21 protein-coding genes, 2 tRNA genes and 1 pseudogene are annotated in these 20,147 nt (G+C 62.3%); 10 read left to right on the top strand and 14 right to left on the bottom strand.

All coding sequences use genetic code 11. From position 1 onward, the window contains the following. Nucleotide 1 precedes the first annotated feature (1 nt). The 4 genes from LOY34_RS17550 to pvdM all read right to left on the bottom strand — a co-directional run bounded on the left by LOY34_RS17550 (nt 2) and on the right by pvdM (nt 4,975). Nucleotides 2–1,348: a lysine N(6)-hydroxylase/L-ornithine N(5)-oxygenase family protein gene (locus tag LOY34_RS17550; protein WP_045194596.1), complete on the bottom strand. Its 1,347-nt coding sequence runs from the start codon at nt 1,346–1,348 to the stop codon at nt 2–4. 112 nt (nt 1,349–1,460) lie between these two features. After that, the gene (locus LOY34_RS17545; RefSeq protein ID WP_195884607.1) at nt 1,461–2,324 is read right to left on the bottom strand and encodes a formylglycine-generating enzyme family protein; all 864 of its coding nucleotides are present in this window, start codon (nt 2,322–2,324) and stop codon (nt 1,461–1,463) included. A 12-nt stretch (nt 2,325–2,336) separates the two neighbouring features. Continuing rightward, the gene (locus LOY34_RS17540; RefSeq protein ID WP_195884606.1) at nt 2,337–3,608 is read right to left on the bottom strand and encodes an aminotransferase class V-fold PLP-dependent enzyme; all 1,272 of its coding nucleotides are present in this window, start codon (nt 3,606–3,608) and stop codon (nt 2,337–2,339) included. A gap of 17 nt (nt 3,609–3,625) precedes the next feature. Continuing rightward, the gene (gene pvdM, locus LOY34_RS17535) at nt 3,626–4,975 is read right to left on the bottom strand and encodes a pyoverdine-tailoring dipeptidase-like protein PvdM (protein ID WP_195884605.1); all 1,350 of its coding nucleotides are present in this window, start codon (nt 4,973–4,975) and stop codon (nt 3,626–3,628) included. Nucleotides 4,976–5,161: 186 nt separating this feature from the next. Between pvdM and LOY34_RS17530 the strand changes: the two genes are divergently transcribed. Continuing rightward, nucleotides 5,162–5,611: a hypothetical protein gene (locus tag LOY34_RS17530; RefSeq protein WP_195884604.1), complete on the top strand. Its 450-nt coding sequence runs from the start codon at nt 5,162–5,164 to the stop codon at nt 5,609–5,611. A 39-nt stretch (nt 5,612–5,650) separates the two neighbouring features. On the opposite strand, the gene pbpG is transcribed toward LOY34_RS17530, so the two are convergent. Together pbpG and LOY34_RS17520 are read right to left on the bottom strand one after the other, a co-directional pair. Beyond that, nucleotides 5,651–6,574, bottom strand: coding sequence for a D-alanyl-D-alanine endopeptidase (pbpG, locus tag LOY34_RS17525; protein ID WP_082075415.1), 924 nt, complete (start codon nt 6,572–6,574; stop codon nt 5,651–5,653). A 228-nt stretch (nt 6,575–6,802) separates the two neighbouring features. Next, nucleotides 6,803–6,985: a hypothetical protein gene (locus tag LOY34_RS17520; RefSeq protein WP_093381111.1), complete on the bottom strand. Its 183-nt coding sequence runs from the start codon at nt 6,983–6,985 to the stop codon at nt 6,803–6,805. Between the two features lie 256 nt (nt 6,986–7,241). Between LOY34_RS17520 and LOY34_RS17515 the strand changes: the two genes are divergently transcribed. Further along, nucleotides 7,242–8,060: a shikimate 5-dehydrogenase gene (locus tag LOY34_RS17515; protein WP_045194586.1), complete on the top strand. Its 819-nt coding sequence runs from the start codon at nt 7,242–7,244 to the stop codon at nt 8,058–8,060. 85 nt (nt 8,061–8,145) lie between these two features. Here the strand turns inward: LOY34_RS17515 and LOY34_RS17510 are convergent, their stop codons facing one another. The 3 genes from LOY34_RS17510 to nhaR all read right to left on the bottom strand — a co-directional run bounded on the left by LOY34_RS17510 (nt 8,146) and on the right by nhaR (nt 11,192). Continuing rightward, nucleotides 8,146–8,790 (bottom strand): YceH family protein, encoded by a 645-nt coding sequence (locus LOY34_RS17510; RefSeq protein ID WP_045194583.1) that lies wholly within the window; start codon nt 8,788–8,790, stop codon nt 8,146–8,148. A 96-nt stretch (nt 8,791–8,886) separates the two neighbouring features. After that, on the bottom strand, nt 8,887–10,098 hold the full coding sequence (gene sstT, locus LOY34_RS17505) for a serine/threonine transporter SstT (RefSeq protein ID WP_195884603.1): 1,212 nt from the start codon (nt 10,096–10,098) through the stop codon (nt 8,887–8,889). A 197-nt stretch (nt 10,099–10,295) separates the two neighbouring features. After that, entirely contained in the window at nt 10,296–11,192 is an 897-nt protein-coding gene (gene nhaR / locus LOY34_RS17500; RefSeq protein WP_045194578.1) for a transcriptional activator NhaR, read from the bottom strand. 137 nt (nt 11,193–11,329) lie between these two features. Between nhaR and LOY34_RS17495 the strand changes: the two genes are divergently transcribed. Both LOY34_RS17495 and LOY34_RS17490 read left to right on the top strand, forming a co-directional pair. Beyond that, the gene (locus LOY34_RS17495; protein ID WP_045194576.1) at nt 11,330–11,572 is read left to right on the top strand and encodes a hypothetical protein; all 243 of its coding nucleotides are present in this window, start codon (nt 11,330–11,332) and stop codon (nt 11,570–11,572) included. Nucleotides 11,573–11,604: 32 nt separating this feature from the next. Further along, nucleotides 11,605–12,354 (top strand): TerC family protein, encoded by a 750-nt coding sequence (locus LOY34_RS17490; protein WP_045194575.1) that lies wholly within the window; start codon nt 11,605–11,607, stop codon nt 12,352–12,354. A 77-nt stretch (nt 12,355–12,431) separates the two neighbouring features. Here the strand turns inward: LOY34_RS17490 and LOY34_RS17485 are convergent, their stop codons facing one another. Continuing rightward, on the bottom strand, nt 12,432–12,608 hold the full coding sequence (locus tag LOY34_RS17485) for a hypothetical protein (protein ID WP_177329140.1): 177 nt from the start codon (nt 12,606–12,608) through the stop codon (nt 12,432–12,434). Between the two features lie 161 nt (nt 12,609–12,769). On the opposite strand from LOY34_RS17485, the pseudogene LOY34_RS17480 reads away from it, so the two are divergent. Further along, nucleotides 12,770–13,508: pseudogene (locus tag LOY34_RS17480) on the top strand (peptidase C39 family protein). 22 nt (nt 13,509–13,530) lie between these two features. Here the strand turns inward: LOY34_RS17480 and LOY34_RS17475 are convergent. After that, nucleotides 13,531–14,814 carry an FAD-binding oxidoreductase gene (locus LOY34_RS17475; protein ID WP_045194571.1) on the bottom strand — a complete coding sequence of 428 codons (1,284 nt, stop codon included), beginning with the start codon at nt 14,812–14,814 and terminating at the stop codon, nt 13,531–13,533. Nucleotides 14,815–15,000: 186 nt separating this feature from the next. On the opposite strand from LOY34_RS17475, the gene LOY34_RS17470 reads away from it, so the two are divergent. The 4 genes from LOY34_RS17470 (at nt 15,001) to LOY34_RS17455 (ending at nt 16,602) form a co-directional block, all read left to right on the top strand. Continuing rightward, nucleotides 15,001–15,077, top strand: a tRNA-Val gene (locus LOY34_RS17470). Nucleotides 15,078–15,236: 159 nt separating this feature from the next. After that, nucleotides 15,237–15,313: transfer RNA gene (locus LOY34_RS17465), tRNA-Val, on the top strand. A gap of 155 nt (nt 15,314–15,468) precedes the next feature. Continuing rightward, complete coding sequence (locus LOY34_RS17460) at nt 15,469–16,041, top strand: SPOR domain-containing protein (protein WP_195884602.1); 573 nt, start codon at nt 15,469–15,471, stop codon at nt 16,039–16,041. A gap of 135 nt (nt 16,042–16,176) precedes the next feature. Next, on the top strand, nt 16,177–16,602 hold the full coding sequence (locus LOY34_RS17455; RefSeq protein WP_093381127.1) for an HD domain-containing protein: 426 nt from the start codon (nt 16,177–16,179) through the stop codon (nt 16,600–16,602). 3 nt (nt 16,603–16,605) lie between these two features. On the opposite strand, the gene LOY34_RS17450 is transcribed toward LOY34_RS17455, so the two are convergent. The 3 genes from LOY34_RS17450 to LOY34_RS17440 all read right to left on the bottom strand — a co-directional run bounded on the left by LOY34_RS17450 (nt 16,606) and on the right by LOY34_RS17440 (nt 18,828). Next, complete coding sequence (locus tag LOY34_RS17450; RefSeq protein WP_045194565.1) at nt 16,606–17,298, bottom strand: endonuclease; 693 nt, start codon at nt 17,296–17,298, stop codon at nt 16,606–16,608. Nucleotides 17,299–17,304: 6 nt separating this feature from the next. Then, nucleotides 17,305–17,574 carry a DUF1654 domain-containing protein gene (locus tag LOY34_RS17445; protein ID WP_045194563.1) on the bottom strand — a complete coding sequence of 90 codons (270 nt, stop codon included), beginning with the start codon at nt 17,572–17,574 and terminating at the stop codon, nt 17,305–17,307. A 165-nt stretch (nt 17,575–17,739) separates the two neighbouring features. Continuing rightward, nucleotides 17,740–18,828 carry an asparaginase gene (locus LOY34_RS17440; RefSeq protein WP_045194561.1) on the bottom strand — a complete coding sequence of 363 codons (1,089 nt, stop codon included), beginning with the start codon at nt 18,826–18,828 and terminating at the stop codon, nt 17,740–17,742. Between the two features lie 336 nt (nt 18,829–19,164). Between LOY34_RS17440 and LOY34_RS17435 the strand changes: the two genes are divergently transcribed. Continuing rightward, the gene (locus tag LOY34_RS17435) at nt 19,165–20,124 is read left to right on the top strand and encodes a sugar ABC transporter substrate-binding protein (RefSeq protein ID WP_195884601.1); all 960 of its coding nucleotides are present in this window, start codon (nt 19,165–19,167) and stop codon (nt 20,122–20,124) included. Nucleotides 20,125–20,147 lie beyond the last annotated feature (23 nt).

Here is a 20,147-nt window from a genome sequence, read left to right as displayed (position 1 = left end):
CTCAGGCGCTGGTCAGCGCAGTCGGCGCATGGGAAGTGGCAAAAGCAGGTACTGCCTGCTTGCCCAGGGTGTCGTACAGCGACTGGCCAATTTCGGCCGCGCGAATCGGCAGCACCGAGAGCAAGGTGTCGCTCAGGCCATGGGTGGCTTCACAGAAACCCTGCAAGTACACCGCGGCCTGCAGGTCGCTACTGGCCAGGGCGCGGTAGTCGCGGCCGACGCTGTAGTCCTCCAGGTAGTCTTGTAGCGGTGCCAGCAGTTCCCGGTGCGAGCGTCGCTCGTAGCCGGTGGCGAGGATCACGGCATCGTAACGATGGGTCTGCTGTTGCCCGGTCGAGAGGTCTTCCAGGGTCAGCTCGATGCCATCGGCGGTGGCGGTGGCCGCCTGCACCTGGCGGCGGCAGAGCACGGCGTGACGGAACTGATGGGCGACCTTCTGGCGATAGAGGATGCCGTAGATGCGCTCAAGCAGGTCGATATCAACGACCGAGTAGTTGGTGTTGTGATATTCGTCAATCAGCTTCTTGCGCTCCGGGCTGCTCTGGTTGAACACCAGGTCGGTGTACACAGGGGCGAAGACTTCGTTGACGAAGGGGCTATCGTCGGCCGGCTTGAGCGCCGAGGCGCGCACGATCATGTCGACCTTGACCGACGCAAAGCTGTCGTTGAGATCGATGAAGGCTTCCGCGGCGCTTTGCCCCGAGCCGATGATCGCAATGCGCATGGGTTTGCCTTCGGTGCAGGGCAAGCCGGCCAGGCTGCTGAGGTAGCGAGAATGGTGGAAGACTCGCGGGTCGTCCTTGAAGGCCGCAAAGATGCCGGGGACTTTCGGTGTGCCGCCACTGCCGACGACCACCGAGCGGGTCAGGCGGCCATGCTCCTGGCCCTGTGCGTCACGCGAAATGACCTTCAGGTGGCGGATCCGGCCGCTGTCGAGCACCGGCTCAATGCGCAGTACTTCTTCGCCGTAGCTGGCCTGCGTGGCGAAGTGCTCGGCGGCCCAGCGCAGGTAGTCGTTGTACTCCAGGCGGCAGGGATAGAAGGTGCCGAGGTTGATGAAGTCGACCAGGCGCTGCTTCTGGTGCAGGTAATTGACGAAGCTGTAGGGGCTGGTGGGGTTGCGCAGCGACACCAGGTCCTTGAGAAAGGAGATTTGCAGTTCGCTCTGGGTCGCCAGGGTGTTGCCGTGCCAGCGGTAGTCCAGCTGCTTGTCGATGAACAGCGCATCCAGCGCGTGACCATTGGTTTGCGCGAGCTCTTCCAGGGCAATGGCCAGGGCCAGATTGGAAGGGCCGAAGCCCACGCCGACGAGGTCGTGGACCTTCTGGGGGAAATGGATCTGGCTCATGCTATCGGTTCCTTCAGTGTCGGGGCCGATAGCCTCGAAGGCGGCCCCCGGGGCTTGGGGATTACAACGATAGGACGAGTGGCTTGCGGGACAATTTAGCGCCGTTGGCCCGTCACGGTTCGCGGACCAGGCGTACGCCAATCCAGTCTCCGCGGTTGCCTGGCAGGTTGGCGTTGCGGTTGCCGGAGCGCGAGAAAATCGGCGCCTCGCCCCAGTCGTTGCCACGAATCACCACCACCTTGCAGTCGGCCTGCTGCCAGGCACTGCCGTCGTTCGGGGCGCCTTCGTAGCTGTCGTGATAACAGTCGGCGACCCATTCGTAGACGTTGCCGTGCATGTCGTACACACCAAAGGCGTTGGCCGGGTAGCTGCCCACCGGCGAGCTGAAACTGAAGCCGTCCCTGGGCCCGTAGACGTTGGCGTTGCGGCTGATCTGGTAGTCGCCGTCCGGGTCCATGTCGAACGGGAACGGCCCGTTGCTGCCGGCGCGTGCGGCGTATTCGCGCTGTGCTTCGCTGATCAACTGGTAGCGCTTGCCGGTCTTTTTCGTCAGCCAGTCGGCATAGGCCTGGGCATCGTGATAGCTCATGCACACCGCCGGTTGTCGCGGGCCTTGCTGGTAGCGCGGCTTGCTGGCCTTGCACTCGCGGCCCGGGCGGGTGTCGCCGTCGGCAATCTTGGCCCCGGACTCGCGCAGGTAGGCGTCCCATTCACCGGCAGTTACCTGGTAGCGGCTGACCGCGAACGGCTTGGCGAAAGTCACGGTGTGTTGCGGACCTTCGTCGGGCTGGCGGCCGACTTCGTCGTCCGGGGTGCCCATGGCGTAACTGCCGGCCGGCAGCATGACCATTTCCGGGCAGCTGCTTTTACAGTCACGAAAGACCTTGCCCGGTTGTACCGCGTCGGCGGCCTGGGCGCTGGCGATGCTGGTCAGCAGCGCGAGTACGGATAGCGGGTAGAGCAGTGGTGAAGACATGCGAAGGCCTTTTCAGAGTTTTTTGATCAGCAGGGCCATGGCCCGATCGATTTCCTGCTCGTTGTTGAGCAGGCCCGGAGCGAAGCGAATCACCGGGCCGACGTCGCGCGACACGGCGTCGACCATTACCCGGTTGTCGACCAGGTAAGCGGCGATGGCATCGGCGTTGCGTTCCTTGACCCTGAAGAAGGTGAAGCCCGCCGAGTGTTCGCTGCTGAGCGGGGTGACCAGTTCGATGGCCTTGTGCTCTTTGAGCCGCTGCTTGAGCAGGTCGTTGAGCTGGTGGATGCGCGCCTGGACATCGGCCTTGCCCAGTTGCAGGTGCAGCTCGAAGGCCTTGCCCAGTGCCCAGCGGTGCTCGAAGGCGTGGTAGCCGCCGGGGGTCATGATGGTGGCGAAATCTTCGTCCTCGGAGAAGGTGGCGAAGGTCGGGGTCAGGTGCTGCATCTTCTCCGAGGCGGCGCAGATGATCCCGGTACCACGCGGGCCGAACATCCATTTATGGGTGCCGGCGATGAAGTAGTCGCAGTTGAAGTCGGCGAAGGTGCTGTTCTCGACACCGAAGCCATGCACGCCGTCGACCACGTAAATGATCCGCTGGTTTTCATCGCGCTCGCGGTTGTGCCGGCGCACCAGCTCGCCGATCTGCCCGACCGGCAGCTTTACGCCGCTGCCCGAGTGCACCCAGGTCATGCCCAGCACCCGGGTGTTGGGGGTGATGGCCTGGTCGATCGTGCTCAGCACCTGGTCGGTGGAAATTTCCCAAGGCTGGCTGAACAGGCGCAGCTTGCGCACCTGGGTGCCTTCGTGGCGCTGACGGAAGGCCAGGGTGCGGTTTGTGGAATAGTGCTCGTGTTCGGTGGTGAGGATTTCCTGCTGCGGGCTGACCTGCAAGCGCCCGTAAATCATCCCCAGGCCTTCGGTGGTGCTGCCGGTCAGGGCGATCTGCCGGGGCCTGACTTGCAGGTAGCGCGCCGCCCACTGGCGGACCTCGCCTTCACGCTGCCATTCGTACTGGCTCTCCCAGTCCATGCGGCTGGCCGGGTTGCGGTCGACTTCAGCGCGGTAGTAATCGATGGCTTCCTGCACCGGACGCGGGTGGGCAGTGACCAGGAAATTGGCAAAGTGGGCGTAGTCCGGATCCAGGGGGAACAGCTGGCGCAGGTTGCGCCATTTGTCGCTGCCGCTCAGCGGCGCCGCAGTGGCCGCCAGCGCCTCGGGTAGCAATGGCAGGCTGGCGGCGAGCAGGCCGGCCTGCTTGAGAAAGGTACGGCGATCTGTCATGGCGGGCGGTTTCCGGCTCAAGGGGTGGCGGTGGCGGCAACGGGCTGGGCAGTTTTTTGCACCTGCGCCCACACCCGCAGGAAGTTGCCGGCCCACAGCTTGCCGATGTCGGCCTCGGAGTAACCGCGGGTGAGCAGTTCGGCGGTGACATTGCGGATCTCGCTGACATCCTTGAAACCCTCCAGGCCGCCGCCGTCGTTGAAGTCGGAGCTGATGCCGACGTGGTCGATGCCGACCTTCTTCACCGTGTAGTCGATGGCATCGACAAAGTCCTTGAGGGTGGCTTTGGGTTCTTGATCGAGGATGCCGTAGAGGCTGCTGGCGTACTCGCCAAAGCGTGCCTCGGGCCAGATGGCGATTACCGCGTCGCCGGGCATCAGGGCGTTGGCCAGGCCTTGCAGCGGTTGCAGGTCGAAGCGCAGGCGCAGGGCTTCGAGCTTGTCCAGGGTCGGCTTGCTCAGCGGTTTGAGGTATTGGCCGAAACCGACCACCTGGATGACGCCGCCGCTGTCCTTGATCAGCTGCATTTCCTTGTCGCTGAGGTTGCGCGGAATATCCACCAGCGCCCGCGGCGCCGAATGCGAGGCCACGAACGGCGCCTGGCTCAGGCGCGCGACGTCCTCCAGGGCCAGGGTCGACATCTGCGACACATCGATGATCACCCCCAGCGCGTTGAGGCGCTTGACCGCCTGCTCGCCCAGTGGCGACAGGCCGCCGAGGGCGTCGGCGGTGTCGTTGAAGAACGGCAGCGGGCGCGAGGAGTCGGCCCAATCGTTATTGCCGGTGTAGCTGAAGCCGAACATGCGCATGCCGCGCTTGGCCCACAGGTCCAGCTGTGACAGGTCGTGGCCCAGCGGGTAGGCGTTGAGCATGCTGATGAACACGGCGAACTTGCCTTCGCCATTGAGGCGCCGGAAATCATCCGGGGTATAGGCAATGCCGACCTGGTTGGGGAAGTCGCGGACCATGTTGCTGATGATCTTGTAGCGCACCTCCTGCTGGTGCCGGGCTTCGTCGACAAAGCCCGGGGTCGGGCGGTGCGGGGCATTGGCGCCGTTCCACAGCTCCGGCCAGCCGAAAATGGTCAACGCCGCACCCGACAAACGCCCTTGCCCGGCCTTGACCAGGTCGAACTGGCCGTGGCCGTCCTTGTCGATCTCGTTGCCGGCGCTACCGAAGTTCAGCGGCACAGTGACATGGCTGTCGAACGACAGCATGTGCTCGTGCAGGGCATTGGCCTGTTCGACGATCGGGCGCGGGTAGCCGTGCTGGGATTTGAAGTACAGGTAGCCGGCGCTGGCAGCGGCCACTGCCAGGGCCAGGGGCAGGCCGATGTAGAGGGCTTTGCGGGAACGGGATGTGGTCATTGCCATCTCGACGTTAGGCTGATCGGAGCGGTTTGCCCGGTGCACAGGCGTGCCGTGGGCAAAGCTTGGGTATCAGGAGGGACGAGTGGCGTGCGGGCAAATTTATCCGGGCGAGCGCCGGGTTCAAGTTTCAGCGTCTGCGGCCGATAGCCGGGTTAACCCCAATACCATCAGGACGATAGAAACATGGCAGGTTTTAGCGCCGTATCAATCAACGGGACCCCATTGAACAGCGGCATCAACACCGGCATCACCGTCACCGGCCAGGAAAGGCAGGCCGGGATGGAAGCGGCGGGCGCGGTCAGCGTCGACCTGTCCAAGGTGCGTGATAGCGGCAAGGCCGAAGAGGCCAAGGAAAAGGAAGAGGCCAGTGCCGGCGAAGAACCGGCGCACATCAAGCAATTGCGCGAGATGATCAAGAAAATGCAAAAGCAATTGGCCGAGCAGCAGAAACGCTTGCAGGAAGTCCTGGCCAGCGACATGGAGCCGATCCTCAAGGCTTCCGCTGTTGCTGCCGCGCAATCGGCGGTGGGCGCGACCACGGCGTCGATCGCCAGCGCCACGGCAACGCTGCTCAAGGCGCTGACCGAAGCCGGTGGCAGCAGCTCAGGCTCGTTGCTCAGCACCAACGCCTGAAACGAAAAAGGGCCTGTGCATGCACAGGCCCTTTTGTTTTCAGTCAGCCAGTTGACGGTTCTGCGTGCGCTCTGACTTGTAGCGCATGGCTACTGCCGGGGCCGGCTTGGTGCTGCCGGTCTCAAGCCACTGGCGCATGCGGCTGGCGTCGGCAAAGTGGGTGTACTTGCCAAAGGCATCGAGGATCACCATGGCCACCGGGCGGTTGTCCATCTTGGTCAACAGCACCAGACAATGGCCGGCATCGTTGGTGAAGCCGGTCTTGGTCAGCTTGATGTCCCAGTTGCTCTTGTTGACCAGGTGGTCGGTGTTGCGAAAGCCCAGGGTGTAGTTGGGTTTTTTGAACGCCACGGTCTGCTCGCGGGTGGTGCTCAAGCTGCTCAGCAGTGGGTAGTTGCGCGCCGCCATCAGCAGCTTGCTGAGGTCGCGGGCAGTGGAAACGTTGCTGGTCGAAAGCCCCGTCGGCTCAACATAACGGGTGTGGCTCATGCCTAATGCACGGGCCTTGGCGTTCATCGCCTTGATGAAGGCGTTGTAACCACCCGGGTAGTTGTGCGCCAGGGTTGAGGCCGCGCGGTTTTCCGACGACATCAGGGTGATCAGCAGCATGTCCTTGCGGTTGAGCTGGCTGCCCAGCTTGACCCGCGAATACACCCCTTTCATTTCCTTGTTCTGGGCGATGGTGACCGTGAGCATCTCGTCCATGTTCTGCTTGGCGTCGAGCACCACCATGCCGGTCATCAGCTTGGTCACCGAAGCGATCGGCACCACCCGGTCAGGGTTGTTGGCGTAGAGCACCTTGTTGGTTTGCAGATCGATCAGCAGGGCGCTGCCGGAGGCCAGGTGCAATTTCGCTGGATCGCGTTGTTGCTGGGCCGGGGGTTGAGCAGCAGCGGTCGACGTGACAGTCGCAGTACCTGTGAGCAACAGCAGCAGGCTTAGAATCGAAAGGGAAGTTTTCACGTTGAGGCTCACTAGAAGTTGTTATGTCGTTGGCTGTGCAAGGGTTTTCCCCCAAAAACCGCTGCATTTTAGGAGTATGGCCTAGTTGCTGTCGATTGCCCGGACAGCGCTATCGTGCAGATGAAAAAAACTTAATCCAAGTGCCTTTCAGCGGCCCATAAAAAGCCCCGCCAAAGGGCGGGGCAAGGGGCTGTGCGGAGCAACGCACGATAAAACGGTGGGCAGGCCTCAGGCTTGCAGGCCGGGGCCCTCGAGACGCTCGGCGAGGGCCTGGGCGGCCGGCAAGGAGGTCAATGGCCCGGAGATCGCTTCGCCATTGCGCACCAGGTACCAGCAGGCCAGCAAGCCCAACTCCCTGAGCGAGGTGGGGACGGCGCTGCCGATGACGGACATGATGTTGATAGGGGCCATTGGGGTTCCTCCCGTGAGTCATGGGCCTACCTTAGCGTCGAGTGCCGGGTGGTTGAAATCAACGCGCTTGATAGTGATCATCAGCCGCGCCGGTTGATAGCCACTCCTCACAGCACAACGCCGACGTCGGGGATATTTATAAGACTGCGGGAACCGAAAAAATCACACAGGTTCAGAGTAAAGGTTATGTAAGGGCCGATCAGCGGTCTGCGGCGGGCGAGGGCGCAGTGCCAGTCCGTTTCCTGAGGAGATTTCAATGGCAACATTTCCAGGCAAAGACACCCAGCTGTGCATCTCGTTGGCCGGGCGTCCGGGCACCTTTGGCGTGCGCTTTCACAACCATCTGTATCAGCAGCTGGATCTGGATTTCTACTACAAGGCCATGACTACCGATGACCTGCCGGCAGCCGTCGCCGGTATCCGTGCCTTGGGCATCCGCGGCTGTGGCGTGTCGATGCCTTACAAGGAAGCCTGCCTGGCCCTGGTCGACGGCATTGACCCGTCGGCGGCGGTCATCGAGTCGATCAACACCATCGTCAATACCAATGGCCACCTGGAAGGCTATAACACTGACTACCTGGCCGTGCGCCATTTGCTCCTGCGTCACCAGGTGGACCCGTCGACGGCGTTTGCCCTGCGCGGCAGCGGCGGCATGGCCAAGGCGGTGGCCAGTGCCCTGCGCGATGCCGGCTTTAGCCAGGGCATCATCGTTGCCCGCAATGAACAAGCTGGGCGGCAGCTAGCCGACAGTTGCGGCTATCGTTGGCAGGCAGAGCTGGGCGACCTGTGCCCGCCGATGTTGGTCAATGTCACGCCGATCGGCATGGCCGGTGGGGTTGAAGCCGAACAGTTGGCCTTCGCCCCCGAGGCGATAGCGGCGGCGCAGCGGGTATTCGATGTGGTGGCGATGCCGGCGCTGACGCCGTTGATCGTCGAAGCCCAGCGTCTGGGCATACCGGTGATTACCGGGCTGGAGGTGATTGCCTTGCAGGCGCTGGAGCAGTTCGTGCTGTACACCGGGGTACGGCCAACGGCGGAGCAGGTGGCGCGGGCAGTGGCGTTTGCCCGCGGCTGAAGGGTAAAACCTATCGCGGGGCAAGTCGGGTCGCCGCACCGCCGCTCCCACAGTGGGTCTGATGGTACACAACCCCGCGATGCTGTTACTCGAACTGCGCCAGGCGCTCTTCCAGCGCCGCAATCCGTGCTTCCAGCGCTTCGATCCGCTCCAGCGACACCGCGCCACCGGCCGAACGCTCCGGCCCTTGCTGGCGCGCCGCCAGAATCGCCTCGATCTCGGCCGGATCGCCCAGCGCATGGGTGTAGCGATCTTCACGCTGCCCGGCCTGGCGCGGCAGGTGCAGGGCAAAACCGCGGGCGATCAGGCGCTCAAGCTGGTGCACCACCTGTTCGGCATCTTCGAACTCATGCATGCGGCTGCTGCGGGTCAGCAGTTCGTTAACCGTTTGCGGCCCGCGCAGGAACATCAGCCCCAGCAGGGTTACCTGCGCCGGCACCAGCTCCAGGGCCTTGTCCACGCGCTGCTCCCAGCGGTCGGCGCGGCTGCCCATCTGCAGGCGGGTCAGGCCCTGGCCTTCGAGCGCGCGCAGGGCCTGGCCAACCTGGCCCTGGCTGAGGTTGGTGACCGGTTCACGGCTGGTCTTCTGGTTGCAGGCCAGCACCAGGGCGTTGAGGGTCAGCGGGTAGGTTTCCGGGCTGGTGGCCTGTTTTTCGATCAGCGAGCCGAGCACTCGGATCTCGGTGCTGGTGAAGCGGGCGTCGGAAGCGGTTTCGTGTTCGGCGGACATGGCCCTGTCTCTATGCGAAGAAAGGTCTCTAGCCTAGGTGCGCAACAGGGTAAAACACAAGCAGCCGGTGCAGGACGCACCGGCTGCAGGTCAAGCTCAGGCGGCCTGGCGCTCTTTGGCCAGGCAGGCCGCGGCGGTGAACAGTACGTCGGTGGAGGAGTTCAGCGCGGTTTCCGCCGAGTCCTGCAGCACACCGATGATGAAACCGACGGCCACCACCTGCATGGCGATTTCGCTGGGGATGCCGAACAGGCTGCAGGCCAGCGGGATCAGCAGCAGCGAGCCGCCGGCCACGCCCGAGGCGCCGCAGGCGCAGACAGCGGCGACAACGCTGAGCAGGATCGCGGTCGGGATGTCGACGGCGATGCCCAAGGTGTGCACGGCAGCCAGGGTCAGCACGGTGATGGTGGTCGCTGCGCCGGCCATGTTGATGGTCGCGCCCAGCGGGATCGACACCGAGTAGGTGTCTTCGTGCAGGCCGAGCTTCTCGCTCAAGGCCATGTTGACCGGGATGTTGGCCGCCGAGCTGCGGGTGAAGAAGGCGGTGATGCCACTTTCACGCAGGCACAGCAGCACCAGCGGGAAGGGGTTGCGGCGAATCTTCCAGAACACGATGATCGGGTTGACCACCAGCGCCACGAACAGCATGCAGCCGATCAGCACGGCCAGCAGGTGCAGGTAACCGAGCAGGGCGTCCAGGCCGGACTGCGCCAAGGTCGAGGCGACCAGGCCGAAAATCCCCAGCGGCGCGAAGCGAATCACCACGCGTACGATCAAAGTCACGCCGTTGGACAGGTCGGCAACCACCGTGCGCGTGGTCTCCCCGGCGTGACGAATGGCCACACCCAGGCCAATGGCCCAGGCCAGGATGCCGATGAAGTTGGCGTTCATCAGCGCGCTCACCGGGTTGTCGACCACGCTCAGCAGCAGGCTTTGCAGTACTTCAGTGATGCCACCGGGAGCACTCAAGGCAACGTCCGAGGTGCTAAGCGCCAGGTTGGACGGGAAGGCCATGCTGGCAATCACCGCGACGACGGCGGCGGCGAAGGTGCCGAACAGGTACAGCACCAGGATCGGGCGGATATGGGTTTCGGTGCCGTGACGGTGGTTGGCGATCGAAGCCATGACCAGGATGAACACCAGGATCGGCGCCACCGCCTTGAGCGCGGAGACGAAGACCTTGCCGACGAAGCCGAGGCTTGCGGCGGTCGTGGGGGCGAACACGGCCAGGGCAATGCCGGCGGCGAGGCCGATCATGATCTGGACCACCAGGCTGGTGCGGTTCAACAGGTTTAGAACAGGGGTCATGGCAGGTATTTCTCTGTCTTGTTCAGGGCGCGGTGGGCGAACCACGGCGCTGGAGCATGGGGCACCTGGCGGGGCAGGGCCGAGAAAAAGGGCGCGACTTTAGCACAGCAGGGCACATTTGGTGTTTGCGCTGCGTCAGACGGTAGGACGCAAGTGTAGTCTGCGCGCCCTTTGCAAACGGCGATGAACCACGCCAGCTACCAGTTGAACAGCTCGCGGCGTGCGCCTTCGGTGATGGCGACGATACCCGGGTGCTTGACCTTGCGCTCCACTGAAATGGCATAGAACGACTCGTTGACCGCGTCGGTCTGGCCGATCAGCTCGACGCCGTACTGCTTGCAGACCTCGTCGGCGATCACGCTGGGGGCAATGAAAATGCCGCTGCCCGATTGGCCGAAGGCCTGCATCAAGGCGCTGTCGTCGAACTCACCGACAATCCGCGGCTGCAATTGCTGTTCGGCGAACCAGCGCAGCAGGCGGCTGCGCACCACGGTTTCCTGGCCGGGAATCAACAGCGGCGCGTGTTGCAGGCAGGCGGGAAAGTTGCGCCCGTACTGTTCAGCCAACGCCTGTGTGGCAAAAAAGCTGATGCCGCATTCACCCAGCTTCTGGCTGTAGCCCTTGATGTCCAGGTGGCTGGGCATGGGGCTGTCGGAAATCACCAGGTCCAGGCGCTGGATCGCCAGGTCTGCCAGCAGCCGTTCGAGCTTGTCTTCGCGGCAACTCAGGCGCAGGGCGTCTTCCATGTCCATGGTCGGCGCCAGCAGGCGGTAGACGATGGACTTGGGCACCACATCGGCCACCCCGACCCGGAACAGTATCTGCTGCTCATCCGGCCGGGCACGTAGCATCGCCTCGAGTTCGCCGCCAATCTGGAACATCTGCTCGGCGTAGGTCAGGGTCTGCCGGCCGCTCTCGGTCAGCTCCAGCTGGCGCCCGACCCGGCGAAACAGCTCGATGCCGTAGGTTTGCTCAAGCAGGGTGATCTGCCCGCTGATGGTCTGCGGGGTCAGGTTCAGTTGCTCGCAGGCACGCACGATGCTGCCGGTCTTGGCCACTACCCAGAAGTAATGCAACTGGCGGTAATTGAGCATGGCGATTTCCCGATTCGTAAAAACCGAAGTATAACCGCTGAAAATACGAATTTTCCTGATGTATCTGGCTCTTTAGAATCCCTTGCCATCACGGTGCCCCTGAATGCGCACCGATTTAATTGCATGGAGACCCACAGATGCTTCACTTCAAATCCATCGGTACACCTCTGGTGTTGCTGTTGGCCCTGCTGGCCATGAGCGGTTGCGAGCAGGCGGAAAAGTCCGCCCAGCAAATGCTCAACCAGGCGGCGGAGTCGGCCAAGGAGGCCATCGACAAAACCAACGAAGCCGCCCAGCAAGCCCTGAGCGAAGCCACCGGCTCCGAAGGCAGCGACAAGGCAGGCAAACCCGAGCGCGACGCCAGCGCCCAGGACATCTGACCCACCCCTTACCCCGATGCAGGATTTGATTCATGGAATACTTGTTGGAACTCGCTGCAAGCCCGACCGCCTGGGTCGCCCTGGCCACCCTGGTGGCCATGGAGATCGTCCTCGGTATCGACAACCTGATCTTCATCTCGATCCTGACCAACAAGTTGCCTGAAGAGTACCGCTCCAAGGCGCGGCGCATTGGTATCAGCATGGCCCTGATCATGCGCCTGGGCCTGCTCAGCACCGTGGCCTGGATCGTCCAGCTGACCGAGCCGGTGGTCGATGTATTCGGTCATACCTTCTCCTGGAAGGACATGATCCTCATCGCCGGTGGCCTGTTCCTGCTGTGGAAAGCGACCAAGGAAATCCACGAGAGTGTCGACCCGCGCGCCCAGGCTGAAGCCAAGGCGTCCTCGACCATCACCCTGGGCTTTGCTGCGGCGATTGGTCAGATCCTGGTGCTCGACATCGTCTTCTCGATCGACAGCATCATCACCGCCGTGGGCATGACCGAGCACCTGCCGATCATGATCATTGCCGTGATCAGTGCCGTGATCGTGATGCTGGTGGCCGCCGACCCGCTGGCCCGCTTCATCAACGACAACCCGACCGTGGTGATGCTGGCCCTGGGCTTCTTGATCATGATCGGCATGACCCTGATCGCCGAAGGTTTCGGTGCTCATGTACCCAAGGGTTATGTGTATGCGGCGATGGCCTTCTCGACGGCGATCGAGATCCTCAACATCATGTCGCGCCGGGCACGCTTGAAGCGCGAGGCGGTTGAGGGCTGATAAAGCCATTGCGGGGCAAGCCCGCTCCTGCAGTCACTGTGGGAGCGGGCTTGCCCCGCGATGCTTTTCAAAGATTTCTAATGCGCCCCGGCATGCCGGCGGCTGCGCCGTAGCGGTACAGCGTCTTTGCCTTCAGGCTGGATGCGATGGTGCGGGTGATGACGCCGGGCGATGCGCAGCACCCCCCAGAGCATGGCAGCAGCGACGCTCAACCAGGCGCCGAGCAGCAGCAAAATTGCCATTGTCAGGCTCATGTGTGCCTCCTCAAATCCGCGCCAAGGCAACGAGGCTCGCCACGCGGACACGTCTTCAGTCTAGCCCGTTGCAGGTTGCAGGCTATTGACCGATGGTCTAGAGGCTTGGGCCGCTTTGTTCTAAGCCTGCAACGGGCTATACCCACGGCGCGCACCAGCCTATGATCAGCGCTCAGGGCCGGGCAGTGGCTGCCGGCCGTCATCGAGCGAGTGTTCATGCCTGCACCGACTTCCCTAACCGCCTTCACCCCGCGCCGCCTGCTGCTGGCCTGTGCGCTCGGCCTGGCCCTGGCCGGCTGTGCCAGCCAGCCGCCATCCCAGCTGAAAAACCTGCCGCAACGGGTCGAGATCGGCTCGGTGCCTTTCTACCGTGGCGAAGCCAACCAGAGCGCCTCGATGGCCCTGGCGGCCTTGCTCTCGCAACAGGGGGTGCGCATCACTCCGGGGCTGCTCGACAAATCGCTGGGCCTGCCGCAGCACATCGACCAGCTTGAGCAGGCGATCCCGCGGGTGGGCCGCGAGTACGGCATGGTCGTGTATCCGCTCGAACCACGCCTGGACGCCTTGCTGGCGCAGGTAGCGGCGGGCAACCCGGTGTTGCTGCGTTTTCAGCAAGGTTCAGCGTTCTGGAGCGAGCCGCGCTATGCCTTGCTGGTCGGCTATGACCGTTACAAGCAGCGGGTATTGTTGCGGGCAGGGATGAACCGGCGCCTGCTGATGGAGTTCGATGACTTCGAATCAGCCTGGCAAAAGCAGGGGAGTTGGGCGGTGCTGGTGCAGCAGCCGGGCCAGTTGCCAGCCCAGGTTGACCGTCAGCGCTGGCTGAAAGCGGCCAATGACCTGGCCCAGGCGGGCCAGGAACAAGCCGCCCGGCAGGCCGTCAGCGCCCTGGGGCAGTGACGGCGCGAGCCGGGCAGGGGGCTTAGAAGCCCAGACGATCGCGCAGGCTGTAGTACCAGGCGCCCAGGGCGCTGAACGGTACGCGCAGCAGTTGGCCACCCGGGAACGGGTAGTGCGGCAGCTCGGCGAAGGCATCGAAACGCTCGGCTTGGCCACGCAGAGCCTCGGCCAGCACCTTGCCCGCCAGGTGGGTGTAGGTGACGCCGTGGCCACTGCAACCCTGGGAGTAATAGATGTTGTCGCCCAGGCGGCCCACTTGCGGCAGGCGCGACAGGGTCAGCAGGAAGTTGCCGGTCCAGGCGTAGTCGATCTTCACGTCCTTGAGCTGCGGGAAGGCCTTGAGCATTTTCGGGCGGATGATCGCTTCGATGTTGGCCGGGTCGCGCGCACCGTACACCACGCCACCGCCGAAGATCAGGCGCTTGTCGCCGGTCAGGCGGTAGTAGTCGAGCAGGTAGTTGCAGTCTTCGACGCAGTAGTCTTGCGGCAGCAGGCTGCGCGCCAGCTCTTCGCCCAGCGGCTCGGTGGTGATCACCTGGGTGCCGCATGGCATCGACTTGGCGGCAAGTTCCGGCACCAGGCCGCCGAGGTAGGCGTTACCGGCAACGATGATGAACTTGGCGCGTACTTTACCTTGTGGGGTGTGCACCACCGGGTTGGCACCGCGCTCGATGCGGATGGCCGGCGATTGCTCGTAGATCTTGCCGCCCAGCGACTCGACCGCGGCAGCTTCGCCCAGGGCCAGGTTCAGCGGGTGGATGTGGCCGCCGCTCATGTCGAGCATGCCGCCGATGTACTGGTCGCAATCGACCACTTCACGGATGCGCTTCTGGTCCATCAGCTCCAGCTGAGTGTGGCCGAAGCGTTCCCACAGGCGCTTTTGCGATTCCAGGTGGCCCATCTGCTTGGGCGTCAGGGCGGCGAACACGCCACCGTCTTTAAGGTCGCACTGGATGTTGTATTTGGCCACGCGCTCACGGATGATGCGCCCGCCTTCAAAGGCCATGTGGCCCAGCAGTTGTGCCTGCTTGGGGCCGACGGTGCGTTCAATGACGTCGATGTCGCGGCTATAGCTGTTGACGATCTGGCCGCCATTGCGGCCCGAGGCGCCAAAGCCGACCTTGGCAGCTTCCAGCACGGTGACCTTGAAGCCGCTCTCCAGCAGGAACAGGGCGCTGGACAGGCCGGTATAGCCGGCGCCGATCACGCAGACATCGGTCTGTACCTCTTCCTGCAGCGCCGGGCGCGGCGGAACCGGATTGGCCGATGCGGCGTAGTAGGACTGAGGGTAGGGGGTATTGGCCATGCTGCGAAACCTCTGTTTTATATTTTTTACGACTGTACCGATGCTATCAATAATAATAAACACCCGCTAGTCGTGTGTTGAAAATCCTTTACCCCGGCTTTTGGCAAATACTTTTGATATTCAGTGGCTTAGCGTTAAAAAAAGAGTTGACACCTTTCGGCGATTGGGTAGAATGCGCCCCACAGCAGGCACATAGCTCAGTTGGTTAGAGCACCACCTTGACATGGTGGGGGTCGTTGGTTCGAATCCAATTGTGCCTACCAAATCAAATCCGCCCCTGCTGGCGGTACACAAAAAGGCGATCCGCGAGGGTCGCCTTTTTTGTTTGCGGGCATTTTTTGCCGGCAAAGCAAAGCTGCTGATTTTTTTATGAAATTTCGCTTTACGAAGGTTAAAGACCTGCGTATTATGCGCCCCACAGCAGGCACATAGCTCAGTTGGTTAGAGCACCACCTTGACATGGTGGGGGTCGTTGGTTCGAATCCAATTGTGCCTACCAAACAAATCCACACTGCTGTGTGGTAACAAAAAGGGCGATCCGCAAGGGTCGCCCTTTTTGCATTTCAGCTGTAGGAGCGGGCTTGCCCCGCGATAGGGCCCTAAAGGCCAGCCAAGAATGCTAAAATCCGCCGCTTGCATTCAGGAGATAGACGCGTGCGCAAAGTGGCGGTGGTAATGGCGGTGCTGGCTCTGGCCGGTTGCGAAAACGAAGTCGAAGGCGTGCACAAGCAGGTGGCCGAACACCTGCAGAACCCCAAGACAGCCAAGTTCGCCAACGTGCGATTCGACCAGCAAGGCATTATCTGCGGCCAGGTGCGCGGCAAGGACGACGCCGGCGTGTTCGTGCCGTATCGCAGCTACGTGGCGATCAAGCAGGCCGCGGGCGACTATCAGCTCATTATTGCCGACCAGGGCAGCAACCTGGCCATTCGCGAAAAATGCGGTGGCGCCGACCTGCAGCGCGCCGCCGACGCTGCGGCAGACAAACCTGCGCCCCAAGGCTGGGATGTCGAGATCGTCCGGGGTGCGAACATGGGCGCCCTCAGCGACATGACCGCACGCCTGATCGAAAAGCAGATCCCGTCCTCAGTGGTCTATCGCAACGGCAAGCCGGTGGTGCTGCTCGGCCCTTATCCCGACAAGGCGCAAGCCGAGGCGCAGCAAGCCGATGTCATGGCGCGCCTGGGCACCGACTCGATCGTCATCCAGCACGACGCCCCGCGCTAGTTTATTAAGGTTGAGAGTTATGAGGGCGAGGTATTCATTCTCAACTGATTGACTATGCTATGCGTGACGGTGAGTTGATCGATGTCTACAGCATGGCGCGTCTACGACGCCAGCCGCGCTGAGCAGGAGGGCCATATGTCTACGCTGGAGCGGGCCATTGCGGTTGCGGCGAGGGCACATGAAGGGCAGCGCGACAAAGGCGGAACGGCCTATATCCTCCACCCGTTGCGGGTGATGCTGAGGGTGTCGACGGCCGAGCAGCGCATTGTCGCGGTGCTGCACGACGTGCTCGAGGATTCACCGATGACCCTCTCTGACCTTGCCCGCGAAGGCTTCGCCCTGAAGATCCTGGCCGCCGTGCAGGCGCTGAGCCGGCGCGATGACGAAAGCTACGAAGCCTTCGTGGTGCGGGTCGGCGATGATCCGCTGGCGCGGGTGGTCAAGCTGGCTGATCTGGCCGACAACAGCGACCTGTCGCGCATCCCCATGCCCGGCCCCGATGACATCGCCCGCCTGGCCCGTTACCAGCAGGCCAGCGCCTACCTGCAGGCGCTGGCCTGAGCCTCAACCGCAGGCGCTGAGGTTGACCGGGCCGACGAACTCGTTGCCATGGCCCATCACGCAAGCCACCCGCTGGTTGCGCTGGCGCTCCCAGGGCTGCGGCGGGTAGGTCTTGTTCCAGGCTTCGTACAGCTGGCGGTCCTGCTTGGACAGCTTGAGGCTGTACTGCTTGCTCATATAAAAGTAGGTGCGCGCAATCATGCCGCGAATGGACGGCCGCGGCATGACCTTCTTGGCTTTGAAGTCCACCTGGGTCAGGCACGAGCCGTATTGCCCACGCTGCTCGGGCAGCCAGCCAAAACTGAAGTTGCTGCGATCGCCATTGACCTCGCCAATGCTCGGCACCAGGTTGTGCAGGTCGGCCTCGGCGCGCTGGTAGACCTTGTCATTGCGCGAGCAGTTCTTGCGCCCGCCGCTTTGCCAGCACTGGCGCTGGTGGCCGATCTGCCAGGCCGGGACGATATGCTCCCACTCGATGCGCGAGGCGCGGTTGGCATTCTTGCGCGGCACATACCCGCAGGCCTGCAAATCGACCTTGTTGCCATTGTATTTGCAGCCGCAATAAAACTCGGTGGACTGCGGCGCATACAAACGCCAGGCGACCTTCTTGGCTTCGCTGAAGGTGCGCGGTGCATCGGCGTGGGCGGTGGTGACACTGAACAACAAACAAGCTACTGCAAAAACCGGAAATCTCATGCGCTTTCAATCTTCCTTCGGCACAACCCAGAAAATCTGCACGCCACCGTCATCGCGGTAGGCGAGGGTGACGTTGTCGTTCTCGGCTATTTCGTCGAGCAGGGTGGCCCAGTCTTCAGGCGTTTCGTGCTCCAGGCGGAAGATCAGCGCGGCCCGGGCTTTTTGTGCGGTGGGGGAATTGATGATTTTCTGGATGCGGGTGCCCAGTTGCTCGTAGCTGCTGGCAGGGGCGGAAGTGGTGGCCACAAAGCGTTCCTTTTTTAGCTGTATGCGCATACAGTATTTTACTGTAAGCAATTTCGCAACAGCTCGTCGGTGAAAGAGCGCATGTGACCGCAAACCGCGCGGTTTGCTGCGGTCTGTTTAAAGTATTTTTTGCCAGGGTAGGGGAAGCAGGCTTGCCCGTCCTACAGGGCGGGCAAGTGCTTGGGGGTTACTCGATCAGTATTCCCAGAAGATCCGCTGCAGCTCTTTGCTGTCCTGGGTCTTGGTCATTGCAACCATGGCCAGGATCCGGGCTTTTTGCGGGTTCAGGTCGTGGGCGACGACGAAGTCGTTCTTGTCGTCAGGCTGCTCGGCGTTGCGCAGCACGAAGCCGCCGGCATTGACGTGGGACGAGCGAATGATCTGCACGCCTTGCTTGCGCAGGTCGATCAGGGTCGGGGCTACTTTAGAAGACACCGAGCCATTGCCGGTACCGGCGTGGATGATCGCCTTGGCGCCATTTTGTGCCAGGGCCTTGTAGGCGGTGTCGGTGACGTTGCCGTAACCGTAGGCGATGTCGACCGCAGGCAGGCTGCTGATTTTCTTGATGTCGAATTCCGAGTCTACGGTGTGACGCTTGGCCGGCAGGCGGAACCAGTAGGACTTGCCTTCGACGACCATGCCCAGCGGGCCCCATTGGCTCTTGAAGGCTTCGGTCTTGATGTTCACCGATTTGCTGACGTCGCGACCCGACTGGATCTCGTCGTTCATGGTGACCAGCACGCCCTTGCCGCGCGAGTCTTTGTTGCTGGCAACAGCCACGGCGTTGTACAGGTTGAGCATGCCGTCAGCCGACATGGCGGTGCCTGGGCGCATGGAGCCGACTACGACGATTGGCTTGTCGGTTTTTTCTACCAGGTTGAGGAAGTAGGCGGTCTCTTCCAGGGTGTCGGTACCGTGGGTGATGACGATGCCGTCGACATCCTTGCTGTCGGCAAGCTCGGCAACGCGCTTGCCCAGTTGCAGCAGGTTTTCGTTGCTGATGCTTTCGGAAGCGATCTGCAGCACTTGTTCGCCGCGCACATTGGCCAGGGTGGCCAGTTCCGGAACGCCGGCGATCAGCTTGTCGACACCGACCTTGGCGGCCTGGTAGGTGGCGCTGTTGGCGGTGCTGGCGCCGGCGCCGGCGATGGTGCCACCGGTGGCGAGGATCACCACGTTGGCCAGTTTCTGTTGGTTTTCGACTTCCTTGGCGTTGACGCCTGCGGGCAGTAACAGCAGCAGGGCCAAAGCGCCCGGAACGAAGGAATTAAGCGCAGCTTTCATCGTTGATCTCTCTTGTGTCTGGAGTTCGCTGTGTAACGCGCTAACAGAGGCAGATTCCGTACCAGAACAGCCGTTCGTCGGTTTTCATCTTCAATCTATTGATTTTCCTTGGGTTACAGCGGTTCGCGAAAGATGGTCGAAGCGTTTTATTTATTCGGAATTCCGAATATTGTGTGCAAGAGGTGTTCGGTTTTCCGGTTGTTTTGAGGATAATTCCTACATTCACTTTCCAAATGGCCTGCGGCAGCGGATTTGACAAAATTTGGTTACGTTTTCATAGTGAGTTAACGCAAACGTTTGCGGCCCGATAAAAATCATAAGATCCGGAGTAAACCCATGAAGCTGCCCTTTGCTGGACGCCTGCTGGCGCTCGCCGTACTTTCCTCACTGTCCCTCGCCGCCCCCGTTTCCCAAGCCCTGGCCGACGACGCCAAGCCGAAAGTCGCGCTGGTGATGAAATCGCTGGCCAACGAGTTCTTCCTGACCATGGAAGACGGTGCCAAGGCCTACCAGAAAGACCACGCCAATGAATTCGAGCTGGTGTCCAACGGCATCAAGGACGAGACCGACTCCAGTAACCAGATCCGTATCGTCGAGCAGATGATCGTCTCCGGGGTCAACGCCCTGGTCATCGCTCCGGCCGACTCCAAGGCCCTGGTGCCGGTGGTGAAAAAGGCCATGGATGCCGGCATCACCGTGATCAACATCGACAACCGCCTCGACCCCGAGGTGCTCAAGAACAAACACCTCAGCGTGCCGTTCGTAGGTCCCGACAACCGCAAGGGCGCGCGGCTGGTCGGTGAATACCTGGCCAAGCAGAAGCTCAAGGCAGGCGATCAGGTGGCCATTATCGAAGGCGTCTCGACCACCACCAACGCCCAGCAGCGCACCGCTGGCTTCAAGGATGCAATGGAAGCGGCGCAGATCAAGGTGGTCTCGGTGCAATCGGGCGACTGGGAAATTGCCAAGGGCAATGCCGTCGCCGCCTCCCTGCTCAACGCCAACCCCGACCTCAAGGCTCTGCTGGCCGGCAACGACAGCATGGCCCTGGGCGCTGTATCGGCGGTGCGCGCTGCAGGCAAGGCCGGCCAGGTGCAGGTGGTTGGCTACGACAACATCAACGCCATCAAGCCGATGCTCAAGGACGGTCGCGTGCTTGCCACCGCCGACCAGTACGCCGCCAAGCAGGCGGTGTTCGGCATCGAGGCGGCGCTGAAGATGCTCAAGGGTGAGAAAACCGATGTCGACGCCGACAACGTCATCCAGACCCCGGTCGAGCTGGTTACCCAACCCTAGTCGCAGCGTGCGCACCTGCCACG

Source organism: Pseudomonas sp. B21-009 (assembly GCF_024749345.1).
GTDB lineage: Bacteria > Pseudomonadota > Gammaproteobacteria > Pseudomonadales > Pseudomonadaceae > Aquipseudomonas.
Note: the sequence above shows the minus strand (reverse complement) of the source record. Positions and strands in the feature narration are given on the sequence as shown.